The sequence below is a fragment of the Microbaculum mangrovi genome (genome assembly GCF_051390635.1).
Taxonomy (GTDB): domain Bacteria; phylum Pseudomonadota; class Alphaproteobacteria; order Rhizobiales; family Tepidamorphaceae; genus Microbaculum.
The window spans coordinates 286,106-308,490 of the sequence record NZ_JBPODT010000004.1; the positions used below are offsets into that span (position 1 = coordinate 286,106).

Annotated in this window: 22 protein-coding genes; 11 read left to right on the top strand and 11 right to left on the bottom strand. The window is 65.3% G+C overall.

The features are described 5' to 3' along the window. Nucleotides 1-18: 18 nt before the first annotated feature. From ACSF9G_RS18130 to ACSF9G_RS18155, 6 genes are all read right to left on the bottom strand, one after another. On the bottom strand, nucleotides 19-1,302 hold the full coding sequence (locus tag ACSF9G_RS18130; protein ID WP_436643523.1) for a CpaE/TadZ family protein: 1,284 nt from the start codon (nucleotides 1,300-1,302) through the stop codon (nucleotides 19-21). A 2-nt stretch (nucleotides 1,303-1,304) separates the two neighbouring features. Continuing rightward, complete coding sequence (locus ACSF9G_RS18135) at nucleotides 1,305-2,012, bottom strand: CpaD family pilus assembly protein (RefSeq protein ID WP_436643524.1); 708 nt, start codon at nucleotides 2,010-2,012, stop codon at nucleotides 1,305-1,307. 24 nt (nucleotides 2,013-2,036) lie between these two features. Further along, entirely contained in the window at nucleotides 2,037-3,464 is a 1,428-nt protein-coding gene (locus ACSF9G_RS18140; protein WP_436643525.1) for a type II and III secretion system protein family protein, read from the bottom strand. A gap of 26 nt (nucleotides 3,465-3,490) precedes the next feature. Continuing rightward, nucleotides 3,491-4,288 carry a Flp pilus assembly protein CpaB gene (cpaB, locus tag ACSF9G_RS18145; protein WP_436643526.1) on the bottom strand — a complete coding sequence of 266 codons (798 nt, stop codon included), beginning with the start codon at nucleotides 4,286-4,288 and terminating at the stop codon, nucleotides 3,491-3,493. Nucleotides 4,289-4,410: 122 nt separating this feature from the next. Beyond that, nucleotides 4,411-4,914, bottom strand: coding sequence for an A24 family peptidase (locus tag ACSF9G_RS18150; RefSeq protein ID WP_436643527.1), 504 nt, complete (start codon nucleotides 4,912-4,914; stop codon nucleotides 4,411-4,413). A 203-nt stretch (nucleotides 4,915-5,117) separates the two neighbouring features. After that, nucleotides 5,118-5,294 carry a Flp family type IVb pilin gene (locus tag ACSF9G_RS18155; protein ID WP_261615596.1) on the bottom strand — a complete coding sequence of 59 codons (177 nt, stop codon included), beginning with the start codon at nucleotides 5,292-5,294 and terminating at the stop codon, nucleotides 5,118-5,120. 514 nt (nucleotides 5,295-5,808) lie between these two features. On the opposite strand from ACSF9G_RS18155, the gene ACSF9G_RS18160 reads away from it, so the two are divergent. The 4 genes from ACSF9G_RS18160 (at nucleotide 5,809) to ACSF9G_RS18175 (ending at nucleotide 8,656) form a co-directional block, all read left to right on the top strand. Beyond that, complete coding sequence (locus ACSF9G_RS18160; protein ID WP_436643528.1) at nucleotides 5,809-6,291, top strand: pilus assembly protein N-terminal domain-containing protein; 483 nt, start codon at nucleotides 5,809-5,811, stop codon at nucleotides 6,289-6,291. 186 nt (nucleotides 6,292-6,477) lie between these two features. After that, complete coding sequence (locus ACSF9G_RS18165) at nucleotides 6,478-7,017, top strand: TadE/TadG family type IV pilus assembly protein (RefSeq protein WP_436643529.1); 540 nt, start codon at nucleotides 6,478-6,480, stop codon at nucleotides 7,015-7,017. Nucleotides 7,018-7,026: 9 nt separating this feature from the next. Further along, on the top strand, nucleotides 7,027-7,566 hold the full coding sequence (locus ACSF9G_RS18170; RefSeq protein WP_436643530.1) for a TadE/TadG family type IV pilus assembly protein: 540 nt from the start codon (nucleotides 7,027-7,029) through the stop codon (nucleotides 7,564-7,566). Between the two features lie 106 nt (nucleotides 7,567-7,672). Continuing rightward, nucleotides 7,673-8,656 carry a hypothetical protein gene (locus tag ACSF9G_RS18175; RefSeq protein WP_436643531.1) on the top strand — a complete coding sequence of 328 codons (984 nt, stop codon included), beginning with the start codon at nucleotides 7,673-7,675 and terminating at the stop codon, nucleotides 8,654-8,656. 34 nt (nucleotides 8,657-8,690) lie between these two features. Here the strand turns inward: ACSF9G_RS18175 and ACSF9G_RS18180 are convergent, their stop codons facing one another. Further along, complete coding sequence (locus ACSF9G_RS18180; RefSeq protein WP_436643532.1) at nucleotides 8,691-9,665, bottom strand: glycosyltransferase family 2 protein; 975 nt, start codon at nucleotides 9,663-9,665, stop codon at nucleotides 8,691-8,693. Nucleotides 9,666-9,900: 235 nt separating this feature from the next. Between ACSF9G_RS18180 and cysD the strand changes: the two genes are divergently transcribed. The 7 genes from cysD to ACSF9G_RS18215 all read left to right on the top strand — a co-directional run bounded on the left by cysD (nucleotide 9,901) and on the right by ACSF9G_RS18215 (nucleotide 18,759). After that, entirely contained in the window at nucleotides 9,901-10,695 is a 795-nt protein-coding gene (gene cysD / locus ACSF9G_RS18185) for a sulfate adenylyltransferase subunit CysD (protein WP_436643533.1), read from the top strand. 41 nt (nucleotides 10,696-10,736) lie between these two features. Beyond that, nucleotides 10,737-12,647: an adenylyl-sulfate kinase gene (cysC, locus tag ACSF9G_RS18190; RefSeq protein ID WP_436643534.1), complete on the top strand. Its 1,911-nt coding sequence runs from the start codon at nucleotides 10,737-10,739 to the stop codon at nucleotides 12,645-12,647. A 78-nt stretch (nucleotides 12,648-12,725) separates the two neighbouring features. Then, entirely contained in the window at nucleotides 12,726-14,159 is a 1,434-nt protein-coding gene (locus tag ACSF9G_RS18195; RefSeq protein ID WP_436643535.1) for an MBOAT family O-acyltransferase, read from the top strand. A 10-nt stretch (nucleotides 14,160-14,169) separates the two neighbouring features. Then, nucleotides 14,170-15,318: an alginate O-acetyltransferase AlgX-related protein gene (locus ACSF9G_RS18200; protein ID WP_436643536.1), complete on the top strand. Its 1,149-nt coding sequence runs from the start codon at nucleotides 14,170-14,172 to the stop codon at nucleotides 15,316-15,318. A gap of 139 nt (nucleotides 15,319-15,457) precedes the next feature. After that, nucleotides 15,458-16,333: a glucose-1-phosphate thymidylyltransferase RfbA gene (rfbA, locus tag ACSF9G_RS18205; protein ID WP_436643537.1), complete on the top strand. Its 876-nt coding sequence runs from the start codon at nucleotides 15,458-15,460 to the stop codon at nucleotides 16,331-16,333. After that, a complete protein-coding gene (locus tag ACSF9G_RS18210) occupies nucleotides 16,330-17,577 on the top strand; it encodes a rhamnosyltransferase WsaF family glycosyltransferase (RefSeq protein ID WP_436643538.1) in 1,248 nt (415 codons plus the stop codon). Before rfbA ends, ACSF9G_RS18210 begins: the two co-directional genes overlap by 4 nt. 39 nt (nucleotides 17,578-17,616) lie before the next feature. After that, nucleotides 17,617-18,759: a sulfotransferase family protein gene (locus ACSF9G_RS18215; RefSeq protein WP_436643539.1), complete on the top strand. Its 1,143-nt coding sequence runs from the start codon at nucleotides 17,617-17,619 to the stop codon at nucleotides 18,757-18,759. Nucleotides 18,760-18,871: 112 nt separating this feature from the next. Here the strand turns inward: ACSF9G_RS18215 and rfbB are convergent, their stop codons facing one another. From rfbB to ACSF9G_RS18235, 4 genes are read right to left on the bottom strand one after another with little or no spacing between them, the layout of a single operon-like run. Then, nucleotides 18,872-19,930: a dTDP-glucose 4,6-dehydratase gene (rfbB, locus tag ACSF9G_RS18220; RefSeq protein WP_436643540.1), complete on the bottom strand. Its 1,059-nt coding sequence runs from the start codon at nucleotides 19,928-19,930 to the stop codon at nucleotides 18,872-18,874. A gap of 12 nt (nucleotides 19,931-19,942) precedes the next feature. Continuing rightward, a complete protein-coding gene (gene rfbC, locus ACSF9G_RS18225; RefSeq protein ID WP_436643541.1) occupies nucleotides 19,943-20,503 on the bottom strand; it encodes a dTDP-4-dehydrorhamnose 3,5-epimerase in 561 nt (186 codons plus the stop codon). An 18-nt stretch (nucleotides 20,504-20,521) separates the two neighbouring features. Then, on the bottom strand, nucleotides 20,522-21,514 hold the full coding sequence (locus tag ACSF9G_RS18230) for a glycosyltransferase family 2 protein (protein ID WP_436643542.1): 993 nt from the start codon (nucleotides 21,512-21,514) through the stop codon (nucleotides 20,522-20,524). Nucleotides 21,515-21,535: 21 nt separating this feature from the next. Continuing rightward, nucleotides 21,536-22,246: a sulfotransferase gene (locus ACSF9G_RS18235; protein ID WP_436643543.1), complete on the bottom strand. Its 711-nt coding sequence runs from the start codon at nucleotides 22,244-22,246 to the stop codon at nucleotides 21,536-21,538. Nucleotides 22,247-22,385 lie beyond the last annotated feature (139 nt).

Consider the following 22,385-nt stretch of genomic DNA (forward strand, 5'->3'; position numbering starts at 1 on the left):
ATGGGCGTTCAGATCCGTTCAGCTCTTTTTCATCGATAATTTCTTCAGCAGCGGCCCGAGCGGAGACCGCTTAGCCTTGCGGACCTCGGACCGGCCCGTCAGCGCCTCGGCCAGTGACCGAAACATCTCGACAGGCTTCGCGTTGGCCTGGGTCTCGGCGATCATCTGTCCGTTGTTCGCCGCGTTGGCGAACAGCACCGGATCGAACGTGGCGGTCGCGAAGATGTCCAGTTCCAGGGCGGCGGCGAAATCCTTCTCGGAGATTTCCGGCTTCTTGGGTACGCCGACCTGATTGAGGACGACGACCGGCGGGCGGTCGTTGGGCCGGGACTGTTTGAGCATGTCGAGCAGGTTCTTCGCATTACGAAGATTGGCGAGATCCGGCATCGCCGTGATGACGATTTCGTCGGCGCCCAGCAGCGTGGCCTTCGCCCAGGTCGTCCACAGATGCGGGACGTCCAGAATGACGGTCGGCACCGTCTTGCGGATCAGCTCAATGACCGGCTCCATGGAATCGCCGGGCAGGTCGTATTCCTTGTCGAGCGTCGATGGCGCGGCGATCAGGCTTAGGTGGTCGGTGCATTTGGAGAACAGCCGGTCGAGATAGTTCTCGTCGAGCCGTTCGCGCGCGAACACCGCCTCGGCCATGCCCTGCGGCGGGTCCTGATTGAAGTCGAGTCCCGCGGTTCCAAAGGCCAGATCGAGATCGGCGATCACCACGTCGCTGATCAGTTCCTGAGAGATCGCCCAGCCGACATTGTGCGCGATCGTCGACGATCCGACTCCGCCCTTGGCGCCGACAAACGCGATGGTGCGGCCGAGCGGATCGGTCCCCGGCACGTCGAAAAGGGACGACAGGGCGGACAGCGCCAGAACCGGATTAATCGGCGCGAGCACATAGTCGCTGACGCCCTTTTGTATCAGCTTGCGGTACAGTCCGATATCGTTGGCGTGACCGATGACGATAACGCGCGTTCCAGCGTCGCAAACGTCGGCCAGACGGTCGAGCTGTTCGAGCAGTCCATCGGAACCGGCCGTCGATTCGACCACGACGACATTCGGCGTCGCCGCATTGACGTAGAACTCACGGGCCGCCGCGAGGCCGCCCATCTGCACGGTCATATGCGCCCGGGAGGCACGGCGATCGCTCGCGGCTTCCGAGAAGGCGGCATTGGTTTCAGGCGTCTCGCAGAAGACCTGGATCGAAACCCGCGGAAGCGGCGGGATATACCGATCCTGCTGTCTGCCCGTAGCCGGAGATTCGGCCTCGGTCCCGTCTAGCTTTTCGGCGGCTACACTCATGGCTACTGCGCGACCTCGCTGATCTGACCAGTGCCCGCGTCGTTGTAGATCGTGGACGGATCCTCGCCCTTCCGATATTTGCCGTACACGGTGTCGCGCCGCTGGCCGTCACGCGGCGTCGTCCCCGACCGCGGTCCGTTCAAATCGCGCGGGTCCTCGACCATCGCCGCCAGGTTCTTCTGCGAGGCGCAGCCGAAGTTCTCGTAGGGAAGGTTCCGCCAATCACCGCCGGCATTGGTCGGCCAGGCACCGCATTCCAGCGTCGCCGTCGACCGCTCGTAGGCAAGACGAACCGGCGCGGTATATTGCGTGGTGCGATAGCCCACGATATGGACCGACTCGATCGGCATGCCGTAAGCGTAGGCGATCTCCTTGACCTCCTCGGCAACGGATGCGGCCTCGGCTTCGTTCGCGGTGCCCGTCGGCGCCATCACCTCGAGCCCGCCGGTACCCTGCCGACGCCAGCCGAGCACGAATTCCTCGACCATCGCCTTGTCGGGTCTCGACAACCGGGTTCCGGTCGCATTGAGATCGAGCTTGACGCGTTCGGGCACAACCCCGATGGGATAGCGCTGTTCCACCGACGTGGGCACCGAACCGGTCACCACGCGATCGGACTGGCAGGCGGCGATGGGCAATCCGACGAGGGCGACCATCACGACACGGCGAGCAGAGTACGAGATCGGCATTTTCTTCGACCTGACGTTCATCGATGCTTCGGCTAGTGCCGCCCCCTATTCAACAATGAAGCCAATCGGGCCGCGGTAGTTCCCGGCCGGATTCTTCTCGGCGAGACCGTAAAGGCGGTTCAAACGGCCCAGCAGGACGGCGGCGGGATCGGACGCGGGCGCGAAATTCTTGTCGGGCCGAGCAAGCTCGTCCCTCGAGGTCGCCTCGACCATGTACGGGGTCGCAAGGATCACCAGCTCCGTCTCGTCGCTCTGGAAGTCGCGGCTGCGGAACAGTGTCCCGAGGATCGGGATGTCGCCGATGCCGGGCACGCTGTTGAAGACCTGCTTGGTGTCCTGCTGGATGAGCCCGGCCAGGGCCAGCGAACCGCCGCTGGGCAGCTCGACGGTGGTGTCCGTGCGCCGGGTCTTGATGCCGGGAATGCGCGTGTCCTGCAGCACGACTTCCGACTGCCGGTCGATCTCGGAGACTTCGGTCTTGACCTTGAGGCTAATGCGGTTCGCCGACATCACGACGGGCGTGAAGGCAAGCGCGACACCGAAGGGCTTGAACTCGATCGAGAGCTGGCACTGCCCGGTATCGGGATCGCAGGTATTGCCTATCGGCACCGGGAACTCGCCGCCGGCCAGGAAGTTCGCGGTCTCGCCGCTGATCGCCGACAGCGTCGGCTCCGCCAGCACCCGCAACAGGCCCTTGGATTCGAGCGCGCGCACCTGGGCGCTGATGGCGGTCGTGCCGTCGCTCCAGGTGACGGGACCGGATAGCGCGGGCAGTTGCGAAAGACCCAGACCGAACACCGGGTTGGAAATCACGTTGGCGGCGATCGTGCTGGAATTGATCTGCAGGTTCCAGTCGATGCCGAGTTCCTTGAGGGTCTGCCGCTTGACTTCGGCGACGGTGACCTTGAGGAACACCTGCTCGCTTCCCTCCACGGCGATCATGTTGAGGACCTTGGCTGGATCCCCGGCGAAGCGGCCGGCGATGTCCGTTGCCTTCTCCGCGTCTGCGGCGGTCGGCGCCGTCCCGGTCAGGACGATGTTATCGTTCATGGACTCGACCTTGACCGCCGAGCCTGGAACCAGCTGTCGAATGTTTTGCGAAAGCGCCATCGTGTCGCGATCGACCTGTAGCTCGATGACCGCGATCTGGCGTCCGGCGACGTCGAAGAAGAAGACGTTGGTCTGGCCGACTTCGAGGCCGATCAGATAGGCCCGGCGCGCGGTGCGCATCACCGCGTCGGCGACCTTGGGGCTAGACACCAAGACGTCCTTGGCGTCGCGCGGCAGGTCGATGACCAGCGATTTTCCGAGGCCGAGCTTGACCATGCGCGAGGTCGAGAGCTCCGCTGGCTGAATGGTCATGTGCCCCGTCGACTGGGCGCCGGCTGGCGCCACACCGACCGCGTTGAGCACGATCGCGGCAACCGCGAAGGCGAAGGCCAGAACCGAGTATCTAATGCTCCTGCGAGCCATGGCGGATTCCCCCGATATGCTCGTACTCAATTGGTGTTCACCTGGACGGGAACACCGAATTTCACGACGGTGACGGTTCCGCGTCGGCCGGCCAGCAGGCCATCCGCCGTCTGCGGTGCCCCATCGGCTCCCGGGCCGTCCATGATGCTGCGCAGCGACAGCGAGATGTCGCCGAGCTGCTGGGCCAGCGCGAGAACTTCGACCTGTTCGGGACGCAGCTCCAGCGTGGCGACGTTGCCGACCACGTTCATCTGGCCGTCCTTCTCCTCGATGGTCTGATCGATCGCCAGGACGCGAACGTTCTGGAGCACCGTTTCGCTGATGAGGGCATCACGGCGGGAATTGGCGCTCATGTCCTGTCGGGTGAGAACCACATCGACATGGTCATTGGGCAGGATGAACCCGCCCGCGCCGACTTCCGGCGACGTCTTCGTGGCCACCGCGCGCATGCCGGTCGGCAGCATCGCCGACAGGAACCCGCCGGCCCCGCTCTTCACGAGCTTGGTGTCCCTGATCGGCTCCCCGGAGAAGAAACTGGTCCGCGCGACCGAGCCGGCGGTCTTATCGATGGCTTCCGGATCGCCGCTGCGGGTCACAAACGCGTGGTTGATGGCGTCGCGCGGCCAGCTTTCCCAGGAGAGATCGGCGGCCGTAAGCGTCGCGCCGGGCGGGATGTCCTTGGTGGCGACCAGGATCTCGTCGGTATCAACCTTCTGCTGAACGACGACCGGGGACTGATCGCTGCCAATGTTGCTGGCCAGCCGCCAGGCGAAAAAGCCGGCGACGACAGCAACACCAAGTACGACGAGACGCGCAACTTTCATGACACATCATCCCAACTCGCTGCCGCGCAGGTGCGGCGTTTGAAAGGATCATGCGGATCGAATGGTCAACTTATGGTTAATGAGAAGTATCGAATTGATAGCTGTCGCAATAAATGCCTGATCTACCTGACGAACACGTCCATCCAGGACGTCGCCGGATAGATCATGAAACCCGCCACCGCCAGCGCAATTCCGTATGGAATCCCGGATTCCGAATCATGCAGACGCACGGCCCAATCGGCACGTGATAGAGCGAACGGCAGCGGATACCGGCGAACCGACAGGATGATCAAGGTCAGCGCGCCGCCGAGTATGGAGAACAGCAGGGCGTACTCGAGCAGATTGCTCCAGCCCAGCCAAAGCGCGACGGCCGCAACGAACTTCGCGTCACCGCCGCCGATCCAGCCAAAGGCGAAAAAAGCGAAGGACACGACGAGCATCGCGCCGCCCGCGGCGACATGCATGCCGATCTCCGCAGGCGCCAGTCCGGCGAAGTAGGCCGCGGGGAAGAACAACACCGCGAACGCAATTGTTAGCCGGTTCGGGATTGTCATCGTGAAGAAGTCGAGACTGGCCGCCAGCGCCATCGCACCGGGGAAGACAAGCAAAAGGGCGGCGTTCAACATATCGCGAAACTGCTCCGGTATCGCACAGTCCGAGACACCGTATATGCCACGCAGCGCTTAATGGCGGCTTAAACGCGAGGCTGATGTCGGGAGCCGCAAGTCCAGACGCCACAAAACGGGCGGGCTCCAAAAAACGAAACGCCGCCCCGGCTGCCTGAACCGAAGCGGCGGATCGTAACAGGCAAACTGCCTGCGGCGGCAGATCAGGCGCCGGCGCCGGTCAGCTTGTCGTTGATCGTCGTGAAGGTCGTGGTCAGCGAACCACCGACCGAGTACACGATGCCGACGATCGCAACCGAGATGCCGGCGGCGATGAGGCCATATTCGATGGCGGTGGCACCCGACTCGTCACGGGCGAAGTTCTTGAAGAGATTGGTCATCTTGATCGCTCCTTGTCCTATCGTCTTAAGACGCTTGGTTCGACCGGCCTTTTTGGGCCTCGTTCATCGAACCGAGGGCGACCCTACGCTCCACGCGTTACGAACAACTTAATTCGATCGTACACATCTGCAGGTAATTTACAGTTCAAAGCCTTTGGTGAACGATTTAATATCGCTCTTTATTCATCGATAGGCCCTAGATTTTTTATATTTAGTTCGGTTAAACGCCGTTAACCACACCGGCTTCCGGAGTATAGACTTTTATATTTCCAAAAATGCCCGAATCCCTATAGTATATCATGATTCAATACGCTTTAATTGGACGAGAAAATTTCATTTCTGATGACCGTCCGTCGGCTCGTGGCGACGAAAGATCGTAATCGGCGCCGCTGAGCCGGTCCCACGTCAAACAGAACCGGCGCCCGGTAATTCATCGCCGGCGGCGTTGGCAATTCGTTTACCAATATTTCGGTACAGTCCACGCACGTGAGTAGGTTGCGGAAGGATGTTCGCCATGCCGATCTTCATGCCGGTCTTCAGGGGAATTCTCGCGGGCGCGCTGTTTGTGGCCGTCGCGGCCGCCGCATCGCGGCCTGCAGTCGCCCTCGAAGACACCCTCCTCGTCGAGGTCGATCGCGCAAAGATCGTGAAGCTTGATCAGCCCGCCGCGACCGTCATTATCGGCAATCCCTCAATTGCCGACGCCCTCGTTCATAACCGCGAAATGCTGGTCGTGACCGGCAAGAGCTTCGGCGTGACCAACATGATCGTTCTGGATGCGTCCGGAAAGACAATCGGCGATCTTACTCTTCACGTGCGTGGAGACGACGTCGGCATCGTCACCGTCCAGCGCGGCCCCAGCCGACTCTCCTACAGCTGCGCCCCGACCTGCGAACGCACCTTGATGATTGGCGACATGGGCGAAAGCTACTCCGCCCTGAACACACAGATCCAGGATCGCATCGGGCTTGCGACCGGCCAGGCGGGATCCAACTGATCCGCGCCTCCGACACTCCGGCGCACAGCTTGAGTTAACGAAGCCCTACCGCATTCCCCGAGGCTCCGGCATTGCCGGAAAGGGTTCGGCAAACATTTTCTGTCTAGATTTGGTTCGGGTACGGAAGATACCTGCGGGTGTTGCCACGCAGATGCGCGCGCTCGGAACCAACTCGGAGGCAGCGGAATGATTGCTCGGCAAGCGCTGGCGGTGCGGCGGCGGCTCCTTCGCCGCTTCGCCCGTAACGATGAAGGCGCCATTGCCGTCGAGTTCGCCCTCGTCGCATTGCCGTTCTTCGCCATCCTGTTCGCGATCCTCGAAACGGCACTCATCTTCTTCGCCGGCCAGCTCATGGAAACGGGACTGGCCGACGCAGCCCGCCTCATCCGCACGGGTCAGGCACAGGAACAGAAGTTCGACAAAGCCAAGTTCAAGGAGGCCGTCTGTTCCGGCGTATTCGCTCTGCTCGACTGCGACAACGGACTGAGGATCGACGTTCGCAAGCTTCAGAACTTCAGCACCAGGCAGCCGGCGCCGATCGACGACGAGGGCAAATTCACGGACGACGACTTCGTCTACGATCCCGGCCTGGGCGGCGACATCATGCTGGTTCGCGCCTTCTACGAGTGGCCGACCGTGCTGCCGGACTTCATCTCCCCGAGAAATCTGGCCAATGGCAACTTCCTGCTGTCCGCAGCCGCGACATTTCGAAACGAGCCGTTCTGAGGCAACACCATGACCCCGTGTAAGCGACTTCGCTGGAAAGGCCTGGGCCGGGACGAACGCGGCACGTCGGCCGTCGAATTCGCGCTCATTCTCCCGGTGTTGATCCTGATCTACGCGGGCGGCGTCGAACTCAGCCACGCGATCACGGTCGATCGCAAACTGACCACGGCGGGCGGCTCCGTCGGCGATCTGGTCGCCCAGGGCAATATCATCAACCAGGTCGAGATGGACAACATCTTCTCCGCGGCCCAGGCGATCATGGAGCCGTACTCTTCGGCGACCCTCAAGGTCGTCGTGACCAGCGTCGACATCACATCCAAGGGCGACAAGGTGCTCGGCAGCTGTTCCTATCACGCCTCGGCGCGTGCGAAGGGATCGATCATGTCGGTACCGGAGGGTGTCCGGGTGGAGGGAACGACCCTGGTCATCACCGAGGTTCAGTACGAGTATATTCCCACGATCGGCCAGATCCTGACGGAGTCGATCACCTTGAACGACACGTTCTACATGCGGCCCCGGCAGGGCGAAGCCGTCAAGCTGCCCTGCTGACGAGGATTCGTCCCGGCCGCCGATCCGAAGCCATCGAAGGAATCGCAAAGGCGCGACGCATCGGGTATTCCTAGCCGAAGTCGGCTGAGGGGAGTATCCGGGCACATTGGATCGTTTCTATTCCGTTCTCGCGCACACGGTCGCAGCCGAGGGTCGCGACTCCGCGGCGGCCCGCGTCGGGGTCTATGACCGCGCGCGTGTCCAGCTCGACCATCTGATCGCAGAGTCCGATCCGCCCCTGTCGGCGCAGACCGAGCGCGCCTATCGGGAAAACCTCGAGGCGGCGATCGCGCGCATCGAATCCGAATACGCGGGTCACGGCACGACGAACGAGCCAACGTCGGAGGCCGTCGCGGCGTTCATCGGCGCGCAGCAATCGGCCGCCACCGACGACGCGCGCCCCACTGCAGCACCACCGATCACACCACCGCCGGGACCGCGCGGCGCGACCGGCTGGGACGACGAGAAACCGGGACGCTTCGCAGCGCTGCGGCTGCCGGCGCCCGTCGTCTTCGCAGCAGCGGTCATCGGCGCGATCGGCTTCGGTATCTGGCTCGTCCTCTCCTCCATATTCGCGCCCTCGCTGCCGAGCATGGATGCGGTGGCGCAGCGCCTGGATGACACCGGTGCGGCCGTCCTGTTCGTCGGCGCGGCGGCCGCGCGTCTGTCGGCGCCGGAGGACACCACCGTTTCGAACGTCAGGGAGCTGTTCGGACCGGGCGTGGTGCGGATCGAGTCGCGCGTCGAGGGCGCCTCGGCGAACCGTCGCACGCAAGGCGCGCGGATCATGTTCAGCCGCGATATCCGCGCCGCCATCGCGGACAGCACGCTTCGGCTGATCGTGGTTGCCCGTGCCGCCCCGGACAATCCCAGCCCCGAATTCGCGCTGGCGATATCGGGCGGCGCAAGGCGCAGCTCCGGATGGCAGCGTTTCGACCTCGACGAGACCTTCCGGCCCTATGCGATCGAGTACGCATTCGGCGAGGACGCGGCGTCCCGGCTGGCGCTGGTGTCGATCCTGGCCGATACGCAAGGTGAGGGGCGCGCGATCGAGGTGAGCGAGGTCAGCCTCAAGGTGGTGCCCAACTAGGCCGCCGGCGCCCGCCGGCACACGCCACCCGAGATCAGCGTACGAAGCCGAGCATCACCGATTCCGGCACAAGGGCCAGCCGGCTCGTCGTTTCGCCCTCGCTGCGAAACGCCGCTGCCTGGCGGCGGGCGTCGCACCGGCCCCGCCACCAGGGGGCGAGCGCCGAGGGCGCGCGCAACAGCAGATAGGCCGGCAGCAGCAGCTCGAACAGGTGCCAGCGCAGCCACAGCCGCCGCCGCATGCCCGGCGAAATATCCTTCATCCAGATCAGACGGCGGTTGCGGAACAGGCGTTGCTGATAGTCCGGCGGCTTGTCGAGAAACCCGGACGCGCCGTCGGCGGAGGCGGACCCGACATGCCAGGCCCTGGCCGCCGGGCAATAGAGCGCCTTCCAGCCGCGGTGCTGCATGCGGAACCACAGGTCGAGATCCTCGTAGCCCGTGCCGAACCGCTCGTCGTAGCAATAGCCGTGAACCGCGCGCATGTCGTCCAGCATGGCGCGGCGCATCAGCGGCATCGAGCCGGAGACGCCGAAGGCATAGGTATCCTCGGAGGTCGGGACCCAGCGGCCGCGCAACTCCCGCGACACGAACAGCGCGCCGGCGCTCGGGCGCGGCAGGTCGGTCCGCTCGCCGTCCACCCAGGCGAACTCCTTGCCGCCGACGACGCCGATCTCCGGGTCCGCCTCTCCACGGCCGACCACGGTCGAAACGTAGTCGGGCGACAGATAGACATCGTTTCCCAGCGGCATCACCCAGTCACCGGACGCCTCGGCGATGCCGGCGTTCATGCCGGCGGCGAAGCCGCGATTCCCCGGCAGCCGGATCAGCCTGTCGGGCTCGCCAACCGCCAGGCACTTTTCCACCGATCCGTCCGCGGAATCGTTATCGACCAGAATAAGCTCGATCTCGGGGTATTCCTGCGCCCGAACGGCGCGAAAACACTCCACGACGCGGTTTCCGCCGTTCCAGTTCAGGAGAACGATACTGACGCGCGGAATGGCGTTCATGGAACAGGATGCTCAAATGCCGCCGCGCGGGCATACGGATTTTGCTGCACTGCACAAGGGTCTTTTCTCATAGGGATCGCTTCGTTATAAGGCGCCGCATTCATTTTACGTAGTCCGCGCCGATCGCTATAGACACCAGCGACAGTCGGCGGTCGCGGACCGACCCGAGGCCTCTCTGGAATTCGGCGCCGACTCCACAAGGCGACGCGCCGTGTACGTAACAAGAAGAGATCCCATGAACCATCTCGACGAGCTCGAAGCCCAGAGCATCTACATCTTTCGCGAAGCCTTCAACCGCATCGACAACATCGCGATGCTGTGGAGCCTCGGCAAGGATTCCAATGTGATGCTGTGGCTCGCCCGCAAGGCGTTCTTCGGACACGTGCCCTTCCCGGTCATGCATGTCGACACGGGCAAGAAGTTCAAGGAAATGTACGCGTTCCGCGACCGCTACGCCGAGGAGTGGAACCTGAAGTTCATCCGCGAGGAATGCCCGCCGGTCGAGGCGACCGACGAGACGCTGCCTCCCGCCGCCCGTTCCGCCGCGCGCAAGACGCTGGGCCTGAAGGCGGCGCTCGAAAAGCACAAGTTCAACGCCCTGTTCGCCGGCATCCGGCGCGACGAGGAGGCGCTCAGGGCCAAGGAACGCGTGTTCAGCCCGCGCGGAGAGACCGGCCAGTGGGACTTCCGCGACCAGCCGCCGGAGTTCTGGGACCAGTACAAGACCGACTTCCCGCCCGGAACCCATATCCGCGTGCACCCGCTCCTGCACTGGACCGAGATCGATATCTGGCGCTACTCGGCGCGCGAGGGCATCCCGCTCATCTCGCTGTACTTCGCCAACAACGGCAAGCGCTACCGGTCCCTGGGCGACGAAGACATCACCTTCCCGGTCGATTCCACGGCCTCCACCGTCGAGGAGATCGTCGAGGAACTGATGACCACCAAGGTGTCCGAGCGCGCCGGCCGCGCCATGGACCACGAGGCCGAAGACTCCTTCGAGCGCCTGCGCGCCGAAGGCTACATGTAAGCCCGCAGCCCCGTCATTCCATTATGTCCGAAAGCCCCGTCATGAACGCTGGTCCGATCTCCGCAACCGCCGCCGCCAACCGCGCCGCGACCCGACAGCTCCTGCGCATCGTCATCGTCGGCCATGTCGATCACGGCAAGTCGACGCTGGTCGGCCGCCTGTTCCACGACACCGGCTCGCTGCCCGACGGCAAGTTCGAGGCGATCCGCAAGATGTGCGAACGCCGCGGCATGCCGTTCGAGTGGGCGTTCCTGATGGACGCGATGCAGGCCGAACGCGACCAGGGCATCACCATCGATACCGCGCAGATCTGGTTCAAGACCGAGAAGCGCGACTACACGATCATCGACGCGCCCGGCCACAAGGAATTCCTCAAGAACATGATCACCGGCGCGGCCCAGTCCGACGCCGCCGTTCTGGTGATCGACGCCACCGAGGGCGTTCAGGAGCAGTCGCGCCGGCACGGCTATCTGCTGCACCTGCTCGGCGTCCGGCAGATCGCGGTCGCCGTCAACAAGATGGACGCGGTCGGCTATCGCGAGGACGTCTTCACCAAGATCGAGGCGGAATACCGTGACTATCTCGCCTCGATCGGCGTGACGCCGACCTTCGTGGTGCCGGTGTCGGCGCGCGAAGGCGACAACATCGCCACCCGCTCGCAGGCCATGGAATGGTACGACGGGCCGACCGTCGTCGGCGCGCTCGACTCCTTCCAGCTTCCCGCGACGTCTGTCGACCGGCCGCTGCGGTTCCCGATCCAGGACGTCTACAAGTTCGACGACCGGCGCATCCTGGCCGGACGCATCGAATCCGGCCGCCTTCATGTCGGCGACGAGCTGATGTTCTCGCCGTCGAACAACACCGCGCGGGTCAAGTCGATCGAGGTGTGGCCCGAACCGTCCGATTCGGACGCGCGCCCGAAGACGGTCGGCGCCGGGCAGTGCATCGGCATCACGCTCGACGATCAGCTGTTCGTCGAACGCGGCGAAATGGCCTCGCACACCACCAACCCGCCGATCGAGACCGAGGTGTTCCGGGCCAAGCTGTTCTGGCTCGGCCGCAAGCCCCTGGAAAAGGGCAAGGTCTACAAGATGAAGATCGGCACCGGCGAGACACGGGTCACGGTGCAGGAGATCGAGCATGTGCTCGACACCACCGACCTGTCGTCGTCGACCACCTCGAAGGTCGAGCGCAACCAGGTCGGCGAGGTCGTCCTGCGCTCCCGCCGCCTGCTGGCCCTCGACGAACACACCCGCAACGGCCGCACCGGCCGCTTCGTGCTGATCGACGGCTACGACATCGCCGGCGGCGGCATCATCTCGATGGAGGGCTACGCCGACCAGCGCCAGCTCGTCACCCAGCGCGCCAAGAACATCACGCGCGTCGAGCACGGCGTGCCGACCGGCGAGCGCGAGCGCCAGAACGGCCACAAGGGCGGCGTGCTCTGGTTCACCGGCCTGTCCGGCGCCGGCAAGTCGACACTCGCCACCAAGCTCGAACGGGCGCTGTTCGATCGCGGCTACCAGACCTACGTGCTGGACGGCGACAACATCCGCTTCGGCCTCAACGCCAATCTCGGCTTCTCGCCGGAGGAGCGCGCGGAGAACATCCGCCGCGTCGGCGAGGTGGCGGCGCTGTTCTCGCGGGCCGGCCTGGTGACCATCACCGCCTTCATCTCGCCCTACCAGTCGGACCGCGAGCGCGCGCGCAAGGCAGCGGGCGAGCACTTCCACGAGGTCTACATCAAGGCGGATCTGGGGACCTGCGAGGAGCGCGACCCGAAGGGCCTGTACGCCAAGGCGCGCACCGGAGAGATCAAGGACTTCACCGGCATCTCGGCGCCCTACGAGGCCCCCGACACCGCCGAGCTGATCATCGACACCAGCAACCTGTCGATCGACCAGGCCCTTGAAGAACTGCTCGGATACGTGGAAAAGACGTTCCGCAGTTAGCCGGCCGACAGTGCCGGGTCGCGGCATGCGGCCGGCCGGCGCGGAAACGTCGCGCCGCCGGCCGTGCTGGGATCGGGTATGGTCTTCTCGTCGATCGAGTTTCTGATCTTCTTCCTGCCGGCCGCGATCGGCCTGTATTTCCTAGTGCCGGTGGCCGCCCGCAACGCGGTCCTGCTGGTCGCCAGCGTCCTGTTCTACGTGTGGGGATCGGGCGCCCTCGTCCTGATCCTGATCGCCTCCATCGTCCTCAACTTCGCCTGCGGCGCGGTCGTGGCGCGGGCGCGCACCAGCGGCGACCGGCGCCTGACGGTCGCCGGCATCGCCGGCGCGGTCGCCGCGAACCTGGCGATCCTGGGCTATTTCAAATACGCCAACTTCATCGTCGCCCAGGTCAACGACGTCGGCACCATGACCGGGCTCGGCACCATCGCCTGGGACGGGGTGATCCTGCCGATCGGCATCTCGTTCTACACCTTCCAGGCGATGTCCTACGTGTTCGACGTGGCGCGCGGGGCGGCACGGCCGGCGCGCAGCCTCGTCGATTTCGCGCTCTACGTCTCGATGTTCCCGCAGCTCGTCGCCGGCCCGATCGTACGCTACGCGACGATCGCCGAGGCGCTCGTCGAGCGGCGCACCCGTTTCGACGACTTCGCCGAAGGGGCGCAGCGCTTCGCGCTGGGACTGGTCAAGAAGGTGGTGATCGCCGACAGCGTCGCGCCCATCGCCGACGCCGCCTTCGCCACGTCGTCGGGCGACCTGACCTTCTCGGCCGCCTGGATCGGGCTCGTCGCCTACACGATCCAGATCTATTTCGACTTTTCAGGCTATTCCGACATGGCGATCGGGCTCGGCCGCATTCTCGGCTTCCGGTTCCCGGAGAACTTCGACCGGCCCTATTCGGCGCATTCGATCACCGAGTTCTGGCGGCGCTGGCACATGAGCCTGTCGAGCTGGTTCCGCGACTATCTTTACATTCCCCTCGGCGGAAACCGCGGCGGCGCCCTGCGCACCTACGCCAACCTGTGGATCGTGTTCCTGGTCACCGGCCTATGGCACGGCGCGGCCTGGACCTTCGTGCTCTGGGGCGCGTGGCACGGGCTGCTTCTCGTCGCCGAGCGGCTGACCGGCTGGCGCGAGCTGACGCTCCGGACGCTGCCGGCGGTGATCGGCGCGCGGGCGCTGACGCTGCTCCTGGTGATGGCCGGCTGGGTCCTGTTCCGCGCCCCCGATCTCGGTGCCGCGCTCGGCTACTACGCCGCACTGGCGACGCCGGAGATGGCGGGTCTTCCCGATGCCGTGGCGCAGGCCGCGACCAATCGGGCGTCCACGGTGCTGTCGCTCGCCGCGCTCGTGTTCGTGCTGCCGCGCGGCTTCCGCATGCCGGATCTGCTGCTTCGCGACGGCATCGCGGGCCTCGCCGGGCGCGTCCTTGTCGTCGGCGCCGGCTACTACTACGCCCTGACGCTCGTCATCGCGGGCGCCTTCACCAGCTTCATCTATTTCCAGTTCTAGGGCCGGGACGGTGCGCGGATACGAAAAAGTCCTGGTTTCGATCGCGGTGGCGCTGCCGCTGGCCGGCCTGTTCGTCGCCGCGCCGCTGCTGCGACCGGATACCGGGGACCTCAACCGCAATCCGGTCCCGTTCCCTCAGGTCGGCGCCACCGATTTCCTGAACGGCGAGGGCTTTTCCGCCGTCGGTTCCTGGCTGCGCGACCGGGTGCCCCTGCGTCGCGCGTTGCGCCGGCTCGACGCGCGGATCGACAACGGCATCTTCGGCGACCTCGACAACTTGATGGTCCTTCAGGGCCGCGACGGCTGGGTGTTCTTCGAGCACGCGATCGGCCGCGGCCTGGAGCCGGACTACGATCCGGCAACCCTGCGGGCGGGTATCCTGCGCCTGAAGGAAGAGGTGGAGGCGGCCGGAAAGACGTTTCTGTACGCGGTGGCGCCGCACAAGCCGACGATCTATGCCGACTATCTGGGAGAGCGCGACCGGCGCCGGCAGACGGTGGTGCGGGAGCGGCTGGAGCGGTTCCGCGCGCTGATGCGGCGTGCGCCGGTCGAAGGCTTCATCGATACCTGGGACGAACTGGAACGGGCCTCAGAACAGTCGCCCGAACCGCTCTACCACCCGCGCGACACCCACTGGACCGCGCTAGGCGCCGCGGTGATGACGCGCGCGATCGTCGACCGGCTCGCCCCCGGCCTGTCGGCCTCCCTGCAGATCACGCGCGGAAAGCCCCGCGAGGTCCTGCCCGACCTCGTCAAATACGCCGGCCTCGACCGGACCGAGCCTGCCGATACCTGGATCTTCCGGCGGCCGGGCGTCCGCTGGAAGCGGGCCGGGGCGGAGCGGGCCGGCAAGGCGCCGACCGTGCGGTACACGGCGAAATCCCGCGACGGCGCGCCACTGCTGCCGAAGATCGCCGTGATCTGCGATTCCTACGGGACGGCCCTGCATCCCTCCCTGCGGCTGTTCTTCGCCTCCACCACGTTCATCCACACCGTGTCGATCGACACGGATCTGGCCCGGAAGGCGCTGGCGGAGGCCGATATCGTGCTGTTTCTGCGCGCGGAACGCTTCCTCTGGCAGACCAGCGGGAAAACGCCCTTCGCCGAGGACAGCGACGGGGTGCTGACGCTGCTGTCCACCCTGGTCCGGTTTGACTGACGAGGCGGCAGCGGCTAGTGGAAGCGCGGCACCGGCACCGCCCGGCGTTCCCGTCGCCCGCGCCGGCAGGTCCGAACGCGGCCCGGCGGCGACCGGCGGCCGGTTCCCGCATCCTACTCTCAAGGCAAAAGAGCTGTAGATGAAAGGTATCATTCTCGCGGGCGGCAGCGGCACTCGTCTGCATCCCCTGACGATCTCGATGAGTAAGCAGCTGCTGCCGGTCTACGACAAGCCGATGATCTACTATCCGCTGTCGGTGCTCATGCTTGCCGGCATCCGCGAGATCCTGATCATCTCGACCCCGGAACACCTGCCGCTCTACGAGACCCTGCTCGGCGACGGCGGGAAATGGGGGCTGTCGCTGTCCTACGCGGTGCAGCCTAAGCCGGAAGGCCTGGCGCAGGCATTCATCATCGGCGCCGACTTCATCGGGAGCGACGCCTGCGCGCTGATCCTCGGCGACAACATCTTCTACGGCCACGGCCTCCAGGATCAGCTGGAAGGCGCCGCCAGACGCACCGAGGGCGCCACCGTGTTCGCCTATCAGGTGGTCGATCCGGAACGCTACGGGGTGATCGAATTCGACGGCGACGGCAAAGCGCTGTCGATCGAGGAGAAGCCCAAGGCGCCGCGCTCGGACTGGGCCGTGACCGGGCTCTATTTCTACGACAACGACGTCGTCGCCATCGCCAGGGACGTGAAGCCCTCGGCGCGCGGGGAACTCGAGATCACGACCGTCAACCAGACCTATCTCGAACGCGGCCGGTTGCAGGTCGAACGGCTCGGGCGCGGCTACGCCTGGCTCGACACCGGCACGCACGACGCCCTGCACGAGGCGTCTTCGTTCATCCAGACCATCGAGCGGCGCCAGGGGCTGAAGATCGCCTGTCCCGAGGAAATCGCCTTCCTCAAGGGCTATATCGATCTCGACGCGCTGATCGCCGCCGGCGAGGAGCTCGGCAAGACCGACTACGGGCGGTATCTGCTGCGCATCGGAGAACGGGCACGCCAATGAACCCGATCCAGAAGCTTCAGCGGCTGCCGGCCTACGTGCAGCGCTACGGATGGGCGACCGCGCTCAATCGCGGGCGCGGCGAACTCGGCAAGATGATCCCCGGCTCGCTCGGCAAGGCGATCAGCGGCGGCCATGGCCGCTTCAAGCTCGTCGACCGGTTCGAGACCAATCTCGGCGAGGAGCAGGGCAGCGGCGATCCCGCCGTCATCGCCGCGGCGCCGCGCGATTCGATCACCTGGGTCATCCCCGACTTCGCGGCCGGCTCCGGCGGCCACACCACGATCCTGCGGATCGTGCGCGGCCTCGAGCTGCTCGGTTGGAAGAACCAGACGATCGTCATCAAGGAGCCCTATCGCTGGCTGCGGGCGGAAGAGGCGGTGGCCTCGATCCACAAGCACTTCACGCAACTGGAGCACACCAAGGTCGTGCTCGGCTGCCGGAACATCCCGCCGAGCCGCTTCCTGATCGCGACCGGCTGGCAGACCGCCTACTGGGTGGCCAAGTACAAGGACGCCGCCCACAAGATCTATTTCGTGCAGGATTTCGAGCCGTATTTCTATCCGGTCGGGGCCGAGCAGATCCTGGCCGAGGGCACCTACAGGCTCGGTCTCGACGCGATTACCGCCGGCGACTGGCTGAAGGACAAGCTGGCGACCGAGTACGGCATGCGGACGCAGGCGATCTCGTTCTCCTGCGACCACGACATCTACAAGCCGGCGCCGCGCCGTCCCTCCGACTACGCCAAGCAGGTGTTCTTCTATTCGCGGCCGGCGACGCCGCGGCGCGCGTTCGAGCTGGGCGCGCTGGCGCTGAAGCGCGTATGCGACGCGCGCGGCGACACCGCGGCGCTGCTGGCGGGATGGAACCTCGATTATTTCGATATTCCCTTCCCGCATGTCGACGCCGGCGTGGTGCCGCCGGCGAAGCTCGCCGACATGATCGGCCAGTCCGACGCGGCGCTGGTCCTGTCGCTCACCAACCTGTCGCTGATGCCGCTCGAGGTGCTGTCCTGCGACTGCCCGCTGGTGGTCAACCGCGGCGCCAACAACGAGTGGCTGATCGACGAATCCGTCTCCTGGTACTGCGACCTGACGGTGGACAGCATCGCCGACACGCTGATGAAAGTGCTCGACGGCGGGCCGGAGGTCGAGGCGCGGAAGAACAAGGGCTTCGACCTCAGCCAGTCGACGTCCTGGGACAACGAGTTCAGGACGTTCAGTTCCTACCTCGAGGCCTACGAATGAGCCGGGACGACAGCGCCCCGGTCGCGGGAGCCTGAGCAGATGAAGATCAGACTGGCGTGGCGCAAGGCGCGCAACCTCGTCCAGCCGAACCGGCTCGATCCGCTGCGCATCAACGCGGTGAACAATCCCGCCTACAGCTCCACCGTCGTCGACGCCGACAGCGGCCGCCGCTCGGTGATGGGCACCGGTCGCAAGGATGCCTGCGCCGTCATCCGAGAGAGCGGCCTGAAGCCCGGCGCGCCGCGCACCGCGGTCGTGCTCGGCGTGGCGCGCGGCGGAACGTCCATGGTCTCCGGGGTGCTGCGCGGCCTGGGCATCTTCATGGGCGACAATCTCGGCTTCAACCACGAGGACTCCAAGGTCCAGTCCATCGTCTCCAGAAAGAACTTCGGCGACTTCGGTAAGCTCGCGCGGGAGCGCGACGGCGAACACCGGACCTGGGGCTTCAAGTTCCCCGAAGCCTCGCAGATGATGGACAAGTTCCACCCGAGCCTGCGCAATCCGCACTACCTGTTCGTCATGCGCCACCCGATGGCGCGCGGCATGAGCGTGGTGGCACGCACCGGCGGCACCCTGCCGGCGGCGATCCAGGACGCGCTCACGAACTATCAGTCGATCTTCGGCTTCATCGACCAGGTCGATGCCCCGGTGCTAATGATCAACTACGAGCAGGCCACCGAGAATCCGCGGGCCTGCGTCGAGCAGGTGGCAAGCTTCCTCGGCCTCGCCGCCGAACCCGAGACGATCGAGCGGGCCGCCGCGATGATCCTCGACCAGGGCGCGGGCTATCTGAACCTGCCGGAATACTGGTTCGGCGCCGAGGAGGCGCCCGCGCCACCCGAGAGCGCGCTCGAGCCGGTCGACGCGACCGCCGGCAAGCCGCAGAAGGGGGAAATCGGCTACGCCAGGGACCGGGCCTCGGTTTGGCTGGCGCCCGAAACGGGCTTTCCCAAGACCTTCTGGCTCCGCTTCACGCTGTCGGGGGCGGGCGACGACGACCGGGTCCGGCTCTACTACGACTACGATGGCCGGTTCCACCTCGGCCACCGCCTGCTCCTGGACCTGACCTCGCGATCACCGGTCCTGAAGATCCAGACGACGGGTAGCCTGAAACGCCTCGCCATCGTGCCGCTGGCCAAGGAAGGCACGGTCGAGGACGTGCGGATCGACGTCGAAGCCTAGCCACGAAAGGCCCGCGACCCGAAAGACGGGCCCGCGGGAGGCTAGCCCCGAAGGGCTAGCCGCGAAACGCTGACAGCGGAAGGCTGGGCCCCGGAACGATAGGCCCCCCGGCTCAGGCGCGCAGGCCGAGCCGCTCGCCGGTATAGCGCCCGTCGCGGATCGGGCCCCACCACGCCTCGTTGTCGAGATACCAGTCGACCGTCTTGGCCAGCCCCGACTCGAAGTCCTCGCTCGGCGTCCAGCCGAGCTCGCGGGCGATCTTGGAGGCGTCGATCGCGTAGCGCAGGTCGTGACCGGGGCGGTCGGCGACGAAGGTGATCAGGTCGCGGCGGCGGCTGCCGTCGGCGCGCGGCCGGCGCGCATCGACGAGATCGCAGATCGCCTCGACCACATCGAGATTGCTGCGCTCGGCGTCGCCGCCGACATTGTAGGATTCCCCCGGCGTCCCCTTCGTCAGCACCGTCGCCAGCGCGCGGGCGTGATCCTCGACATAGAGCCAGTCGCGGATGTTGCTGCCGCTGCCGTAGACGGGAAGCGCCTTGTCCTCCATCGCGTTGAGGATCATCAGCGGAATGAGCTTCTCGGGGAAGTGATAGGGGCCGTAGTTGTTGGAGCAGTTCGACAGCACGACCGGCAGGCCGTAGGTGTGCCACCAGGCCAGGGCGAGATGGTCCGACGCTGCCTTGGAGGCCGAATAGGGCGACGAGGGCTCGTAGGCCGTATCCTCGGTGAAGACCCCGGAATCCAGCGGCAGCGAGCCGTAGACCTCGTCCGTCGAGACGTGATGGAAGCGGAACCCCCGCTTCTTGTCCTCGGGCAGAGCGGACCAGTAGTGCCGCGCCGCCTCGAGCAGCCGGTAGGTGCCGACGATGTTGGTCTGGATGAACTCCTCCGGCCCGTCGATCGACCGGTCGACATGGCTTTCGGCGGCCAGATGCATGATCCCGTCGACCTGCTCCTCGACCAGCAGCGCGTGGATCGCGTCGCGGTCGCAGATGTCGAGCTTGGCGAAGCGGTAGCGCGGATCGTTCGCGATCGGGTCGAGCGAGGACAGGTTCGCCGCGTAGGTGAGCTTGTCGACGTTGACCACCGCGTGGTCCGTGTCGGCAATCAGATGGCGGCACACCGCCGATCCAATGAAGCCGGCACCGCCGGTCACCAGGATCTTCATCACACGCACTCCTCAATACCGAAAATAGGCGGGCAGGTCCTTCAGACGCGGATGATGCCGATCCTTGTCAGACAGGATCGCCCCGGCCGCTTCGACGGGCCAGGCGATCGCGAGGGCCGGATCGTCGAAGGCCAGACCGTGGTCATTGTCGGGGGCGTAGTAGCCGGTGACCTTGTATTGGACCTCGGTATCCGGCTCAAGCGTGCAGAACCCGTGGGCGAAGCCCGGCGGAATCCACAGCTGGCACCAGTTTTCCGCCGACAGCTCTGCCGCCACGTGACGGCCGTAGGTCGGCGAGCCGACGCGGATATCGACGGCGACGTCGAACACCGCGCCGCGCGACACCCGCACCAGCTTGCCCTGCGCATAGGGCGGGGACTGGAAGTGCAGCCCGCGGATGACGCCGGTCTCGGCGGACAGCGAATGATTGTCCTGGACGAACTCGTCGGCGATCCCGGTCGCCTCGACGATGGCGTGGCGGTTCCAGGTTTCGGAAAAGAACCCGCGGTGATCGCCGTGCTTCTTCGGCGTGATTCGCAGGATGTCGGGGATTTCGCAGGGCTCAACCAGCATGGCCGTCGGCCTCCGATCCTAGTGTTCTTCCGCGGACCAGCGCGGGGTGGTGACGGGAAGGCTGCGCTGCAGACGCTTGTCGCGCGACAGCGACAGGCGCAGGCTCCCGGGAAGGCGCGGCGCGTGGGCGCCAACCATCTGGCCGGTCACCGAGGCGACGTCGAGGAAAAGCCGTTTCAGCGTCGCGAAGGGCGAAATCCGGTTGCGCCAGGCGAAGGCGAGGTCGCGCTTGGCGAGATAGCCGATCGACAGGAAAGCACGGACCGGGCGCGCGTTCAAACGATAGCCGAACAGGACGCGGAAGGCGTTCGATTCGTCGAACGAGCGCTGGAATCGCTCGAAAACGCCGTAATCGTGCGAATGGTAGACGACCGCGTCCGGCGCGTAGGCCTTGGCGTAGCCGGCCTCGATCATCCGGTGCGCCCAGATCTGGTCCTCGGCGAACTCGACGTCGGGATAGGGCAGCGTCTCCCAGACGCTGCGCCTGAGGCAGGAATTGTTGTCGGAATAGAAGTGCAGGAACTGGCGCCAGCCCTGGTCGGTCTCGTAGCGCTGCGGATCGGTTTCCCGGGAGACCACCGGCGGCTGCCTGGAAAAGCCGGCGAAATGGGCCTCCAGGTCGCGCTTGGTGAAGGGGCTGGCGTCGGGATAGGCGACGTGGCGGCCGAAGGCGCCGGCGATATTGGGGTCCTGCTCGAGCGCCTCGACCAGCGCGCGCAGCCAGGAATTGTCGACCGGCAGGGCATCGTGGGTCAGGAACGCCACGTATTCGCTCGTCGCCAGCGACGCGCCGAGATTGCGGGTACGGCCATGGCCGAAGTCCTCCGGGGCGATCTCGTGCAGACGCACGCCGGACTTCGAGCGCGCGTAGTCCTGGGTGCCGTCGCTGGAGCCCGAATCGATCACCAGCACTTCGTAGGGCCAGGGACAGTCCTGCGCGAGCACGCGATCGAGCACGTCCCGGAAGATCCGGCCCGGGTTCTTGGTGGGGATGACGACTGAGACCTTCATGCGGTATCGGCGCGGGGCTCTCTATCCGGCTGCATCCGCCGGCCACGTCCGCCGCTTCAGATGTTTCGGCGTCTGCGGACTGTGATCGGTATTGAGGATCTTCTCGATCCGGTCGGGATGATAGGCCAGCCCGGCGAAAGCGAACAGCTCCCGCAGCGGCTCGCTGTCCGCCTTTAGATCCTTATAGTCAATGGAGAACGTATTGGTTCGCCTGGACGCCAGATTCGCGAACTTGCGGTCGCATGCCGCCAGCTTCTCCGCGATCTGATCCTTGTTCGTCTTGTTCCTGTAGAACCCGCTCGACAGTACCTTTTCGTGGTCCCGGGTCAGGAAAACGTAGACGGGATCGGGAAAGATCATGTCCATGAAATCGATATACTCGGACAGATCCCTCTCAGTCATTTCGAGATAGCGGACTTCCTTGAACCCGATGGTGGTCGGGCCGAACAGCCATGTCCGCGGTACCGCCAGGATCTTGTAGACGGCCTGCCGGCACATGGCGATGAAACCGGTGAGGTCGGCCTTGTTGATTCCGTAGAAGGGATGGTTGGGCTTCGCCCCGCCGCGCCGCTTCGACTGCGCCAGCGCGCTGTAGGCCTTGTACAGGTTGTAGAAGAAATTGCCGTTCTCGCCCCGGATCAGCGTGCGGTCGGCCGTGTTCAGGAGCCCGACGAGGAGCGTCGAGCCGGTGCGACCGTAGGTGATGATGATCACGGATCGTTTGGCGCTCATATGCCGCCCTTGAAGTCCATCTCGGTGCTGTCCAGCGGGCCGGCCGCGGGCGCGGGACATCGCACCGGCGGGCCGGAAATGAGGGGTTTTCTATTGCTCATGGCGAGCCGGGACAAGCCAAACCTGTCACGCCGGTGTA

Coding starts and splice junctions, on each gene's coding strand:
- ACSF9G_RS18130 (WP_436643523.1), bottom strand. CDS start 1,302: ATGAGTGTAGCCGCCGAAAAGCTAGACGGGACCGAGGCCGAATCTCCG.
- ACSF9G_RS18135 (WP_436643524.1), bottom strand. CDS start 2,012: ATGAACGTCAGGTCGAAGAAAATGCCGATCTCGTACTCTGCTCGCCGT.
- ACSF9G_RS18140 (WP_436643525.1), bottom strand. CDS start 3,464: ATGGCTCGCAGGAGCATTAGATACTCGGTTCTGGCCTTCGCCTTCGCG.
- cpaB (WP_436643526.1), bottom strand. CDS start 4,288: ATGAAAGTTGCGCGTCTCGTCGTACTTGGTGTTGCTGTCGTCGCCGGC.
- ACSF9G_RS18150 (WP_436643527.1), bottom strand. CDS start 4,914: ATGTTGAACGCCGCCCTTTTGCTTGTCTTCCCCGGTGCGATGGCGCTG.
- ACSF9G_RS18155 (WP_261615596.1), bottom strand. CDS start 5,294: ATGACCAATCTCTTCAAGAACTTCGCCCGTGACGAGTCGGGTGCCACC.
- ACSF9G_RS18160 (WP_436643528.1), top strand. CDS start 5,809: ATGCCGATCTTCATGCCGGTCTTCAGGGGAATTCTCGCGGGCGCGCTG.
- ACSF9G_RS18165 (WP_436643529.1), top strand. CDS start 6,478: ATGATTGCTCGGCAAGCGCTGGCGGTGCGGCGGCGGCTCCTTCGCCGC.
- ACSF9G_RS18170 (WP_436643530.1), top strand. CDS start 7,027: ATGACCCCGTGTAAGCGACTTCGCTGGAAAGGCCTGGGCCGGGACGAA.
- ACSF9G_RS18180 (WP_436643532.1), bottom strand. CDS start 9,665: ATGAACGCCATTCCGCGCGTCAGTATCGTTCTCCTGAACTGGAACGGC.
- cysD (WP_436643533.1), top strand. CDS start 9,901: ATGAACCATCTCGACGAGCTCGAAGCCCAGAGCATCTACATCTTTCGC.
- cysC (WP_436643534.1), top strand. CDS start 10,737: ATGAACGCTGGTCCGATCTCCGCAACCGCCGCCGCCAACCGCGCCGCG.
- ACSF9G_RS18195 (WP_436643535.1), top strand. CDS start 12,726: ATGGTCTTCTCGTCGATCGAGTTTCTGATCTTCTTCCTGCCGGCCGCG.
- rfbA (WP_436643537.1), top strand. CDS start 15,458: ATGAAAGGTATCATTCTCGCGGGCGGCAGCGGCACTCGTCTGCATCCC.
- ACSF9G_RS18210 (WP_436643538.1), top strand. CDS start 16,330: ATGAACCCGATCCAGAAGCTTCAGCGGCTGCCGGCCTACGTGCAGCGC.
- ACSF9G_RS18215 (WP_436643539.1), top strand. CDS start 17,617: ATGAAGATCAGACTGGCGTGGCGCAAGGCGCGCAACCTCGTCCAGCCG.
- rfbB (WP_436643540.1), bottom strand. CDS start 19,930: ATGAAGATCCTGGTGACCGGCGGTGCCGGCTTCATTGGATCGGCGGTG.
- rfbC (WP_436643541.1), bottom strand. CDS start 20,503: ATGCTGGTTGAGCCCTGCGAAATCCCCGACATCCTGCGAATCACGCCG.
- ACSF9G_RS18230 (WP_436643542.1), bottom strand. CDS start 21,514: ATGAAGGTCTCAGTCGTCATCCCCACCAAGAACCCGGGCCGGATCTTC.
- ACSF9G_RS18235 (WP_436643543.1), bottom strand. CDS start 22,246: ATGAGCGCCAAACGATCCGTGATCATCATCACCTACGGTCGCACCGGC.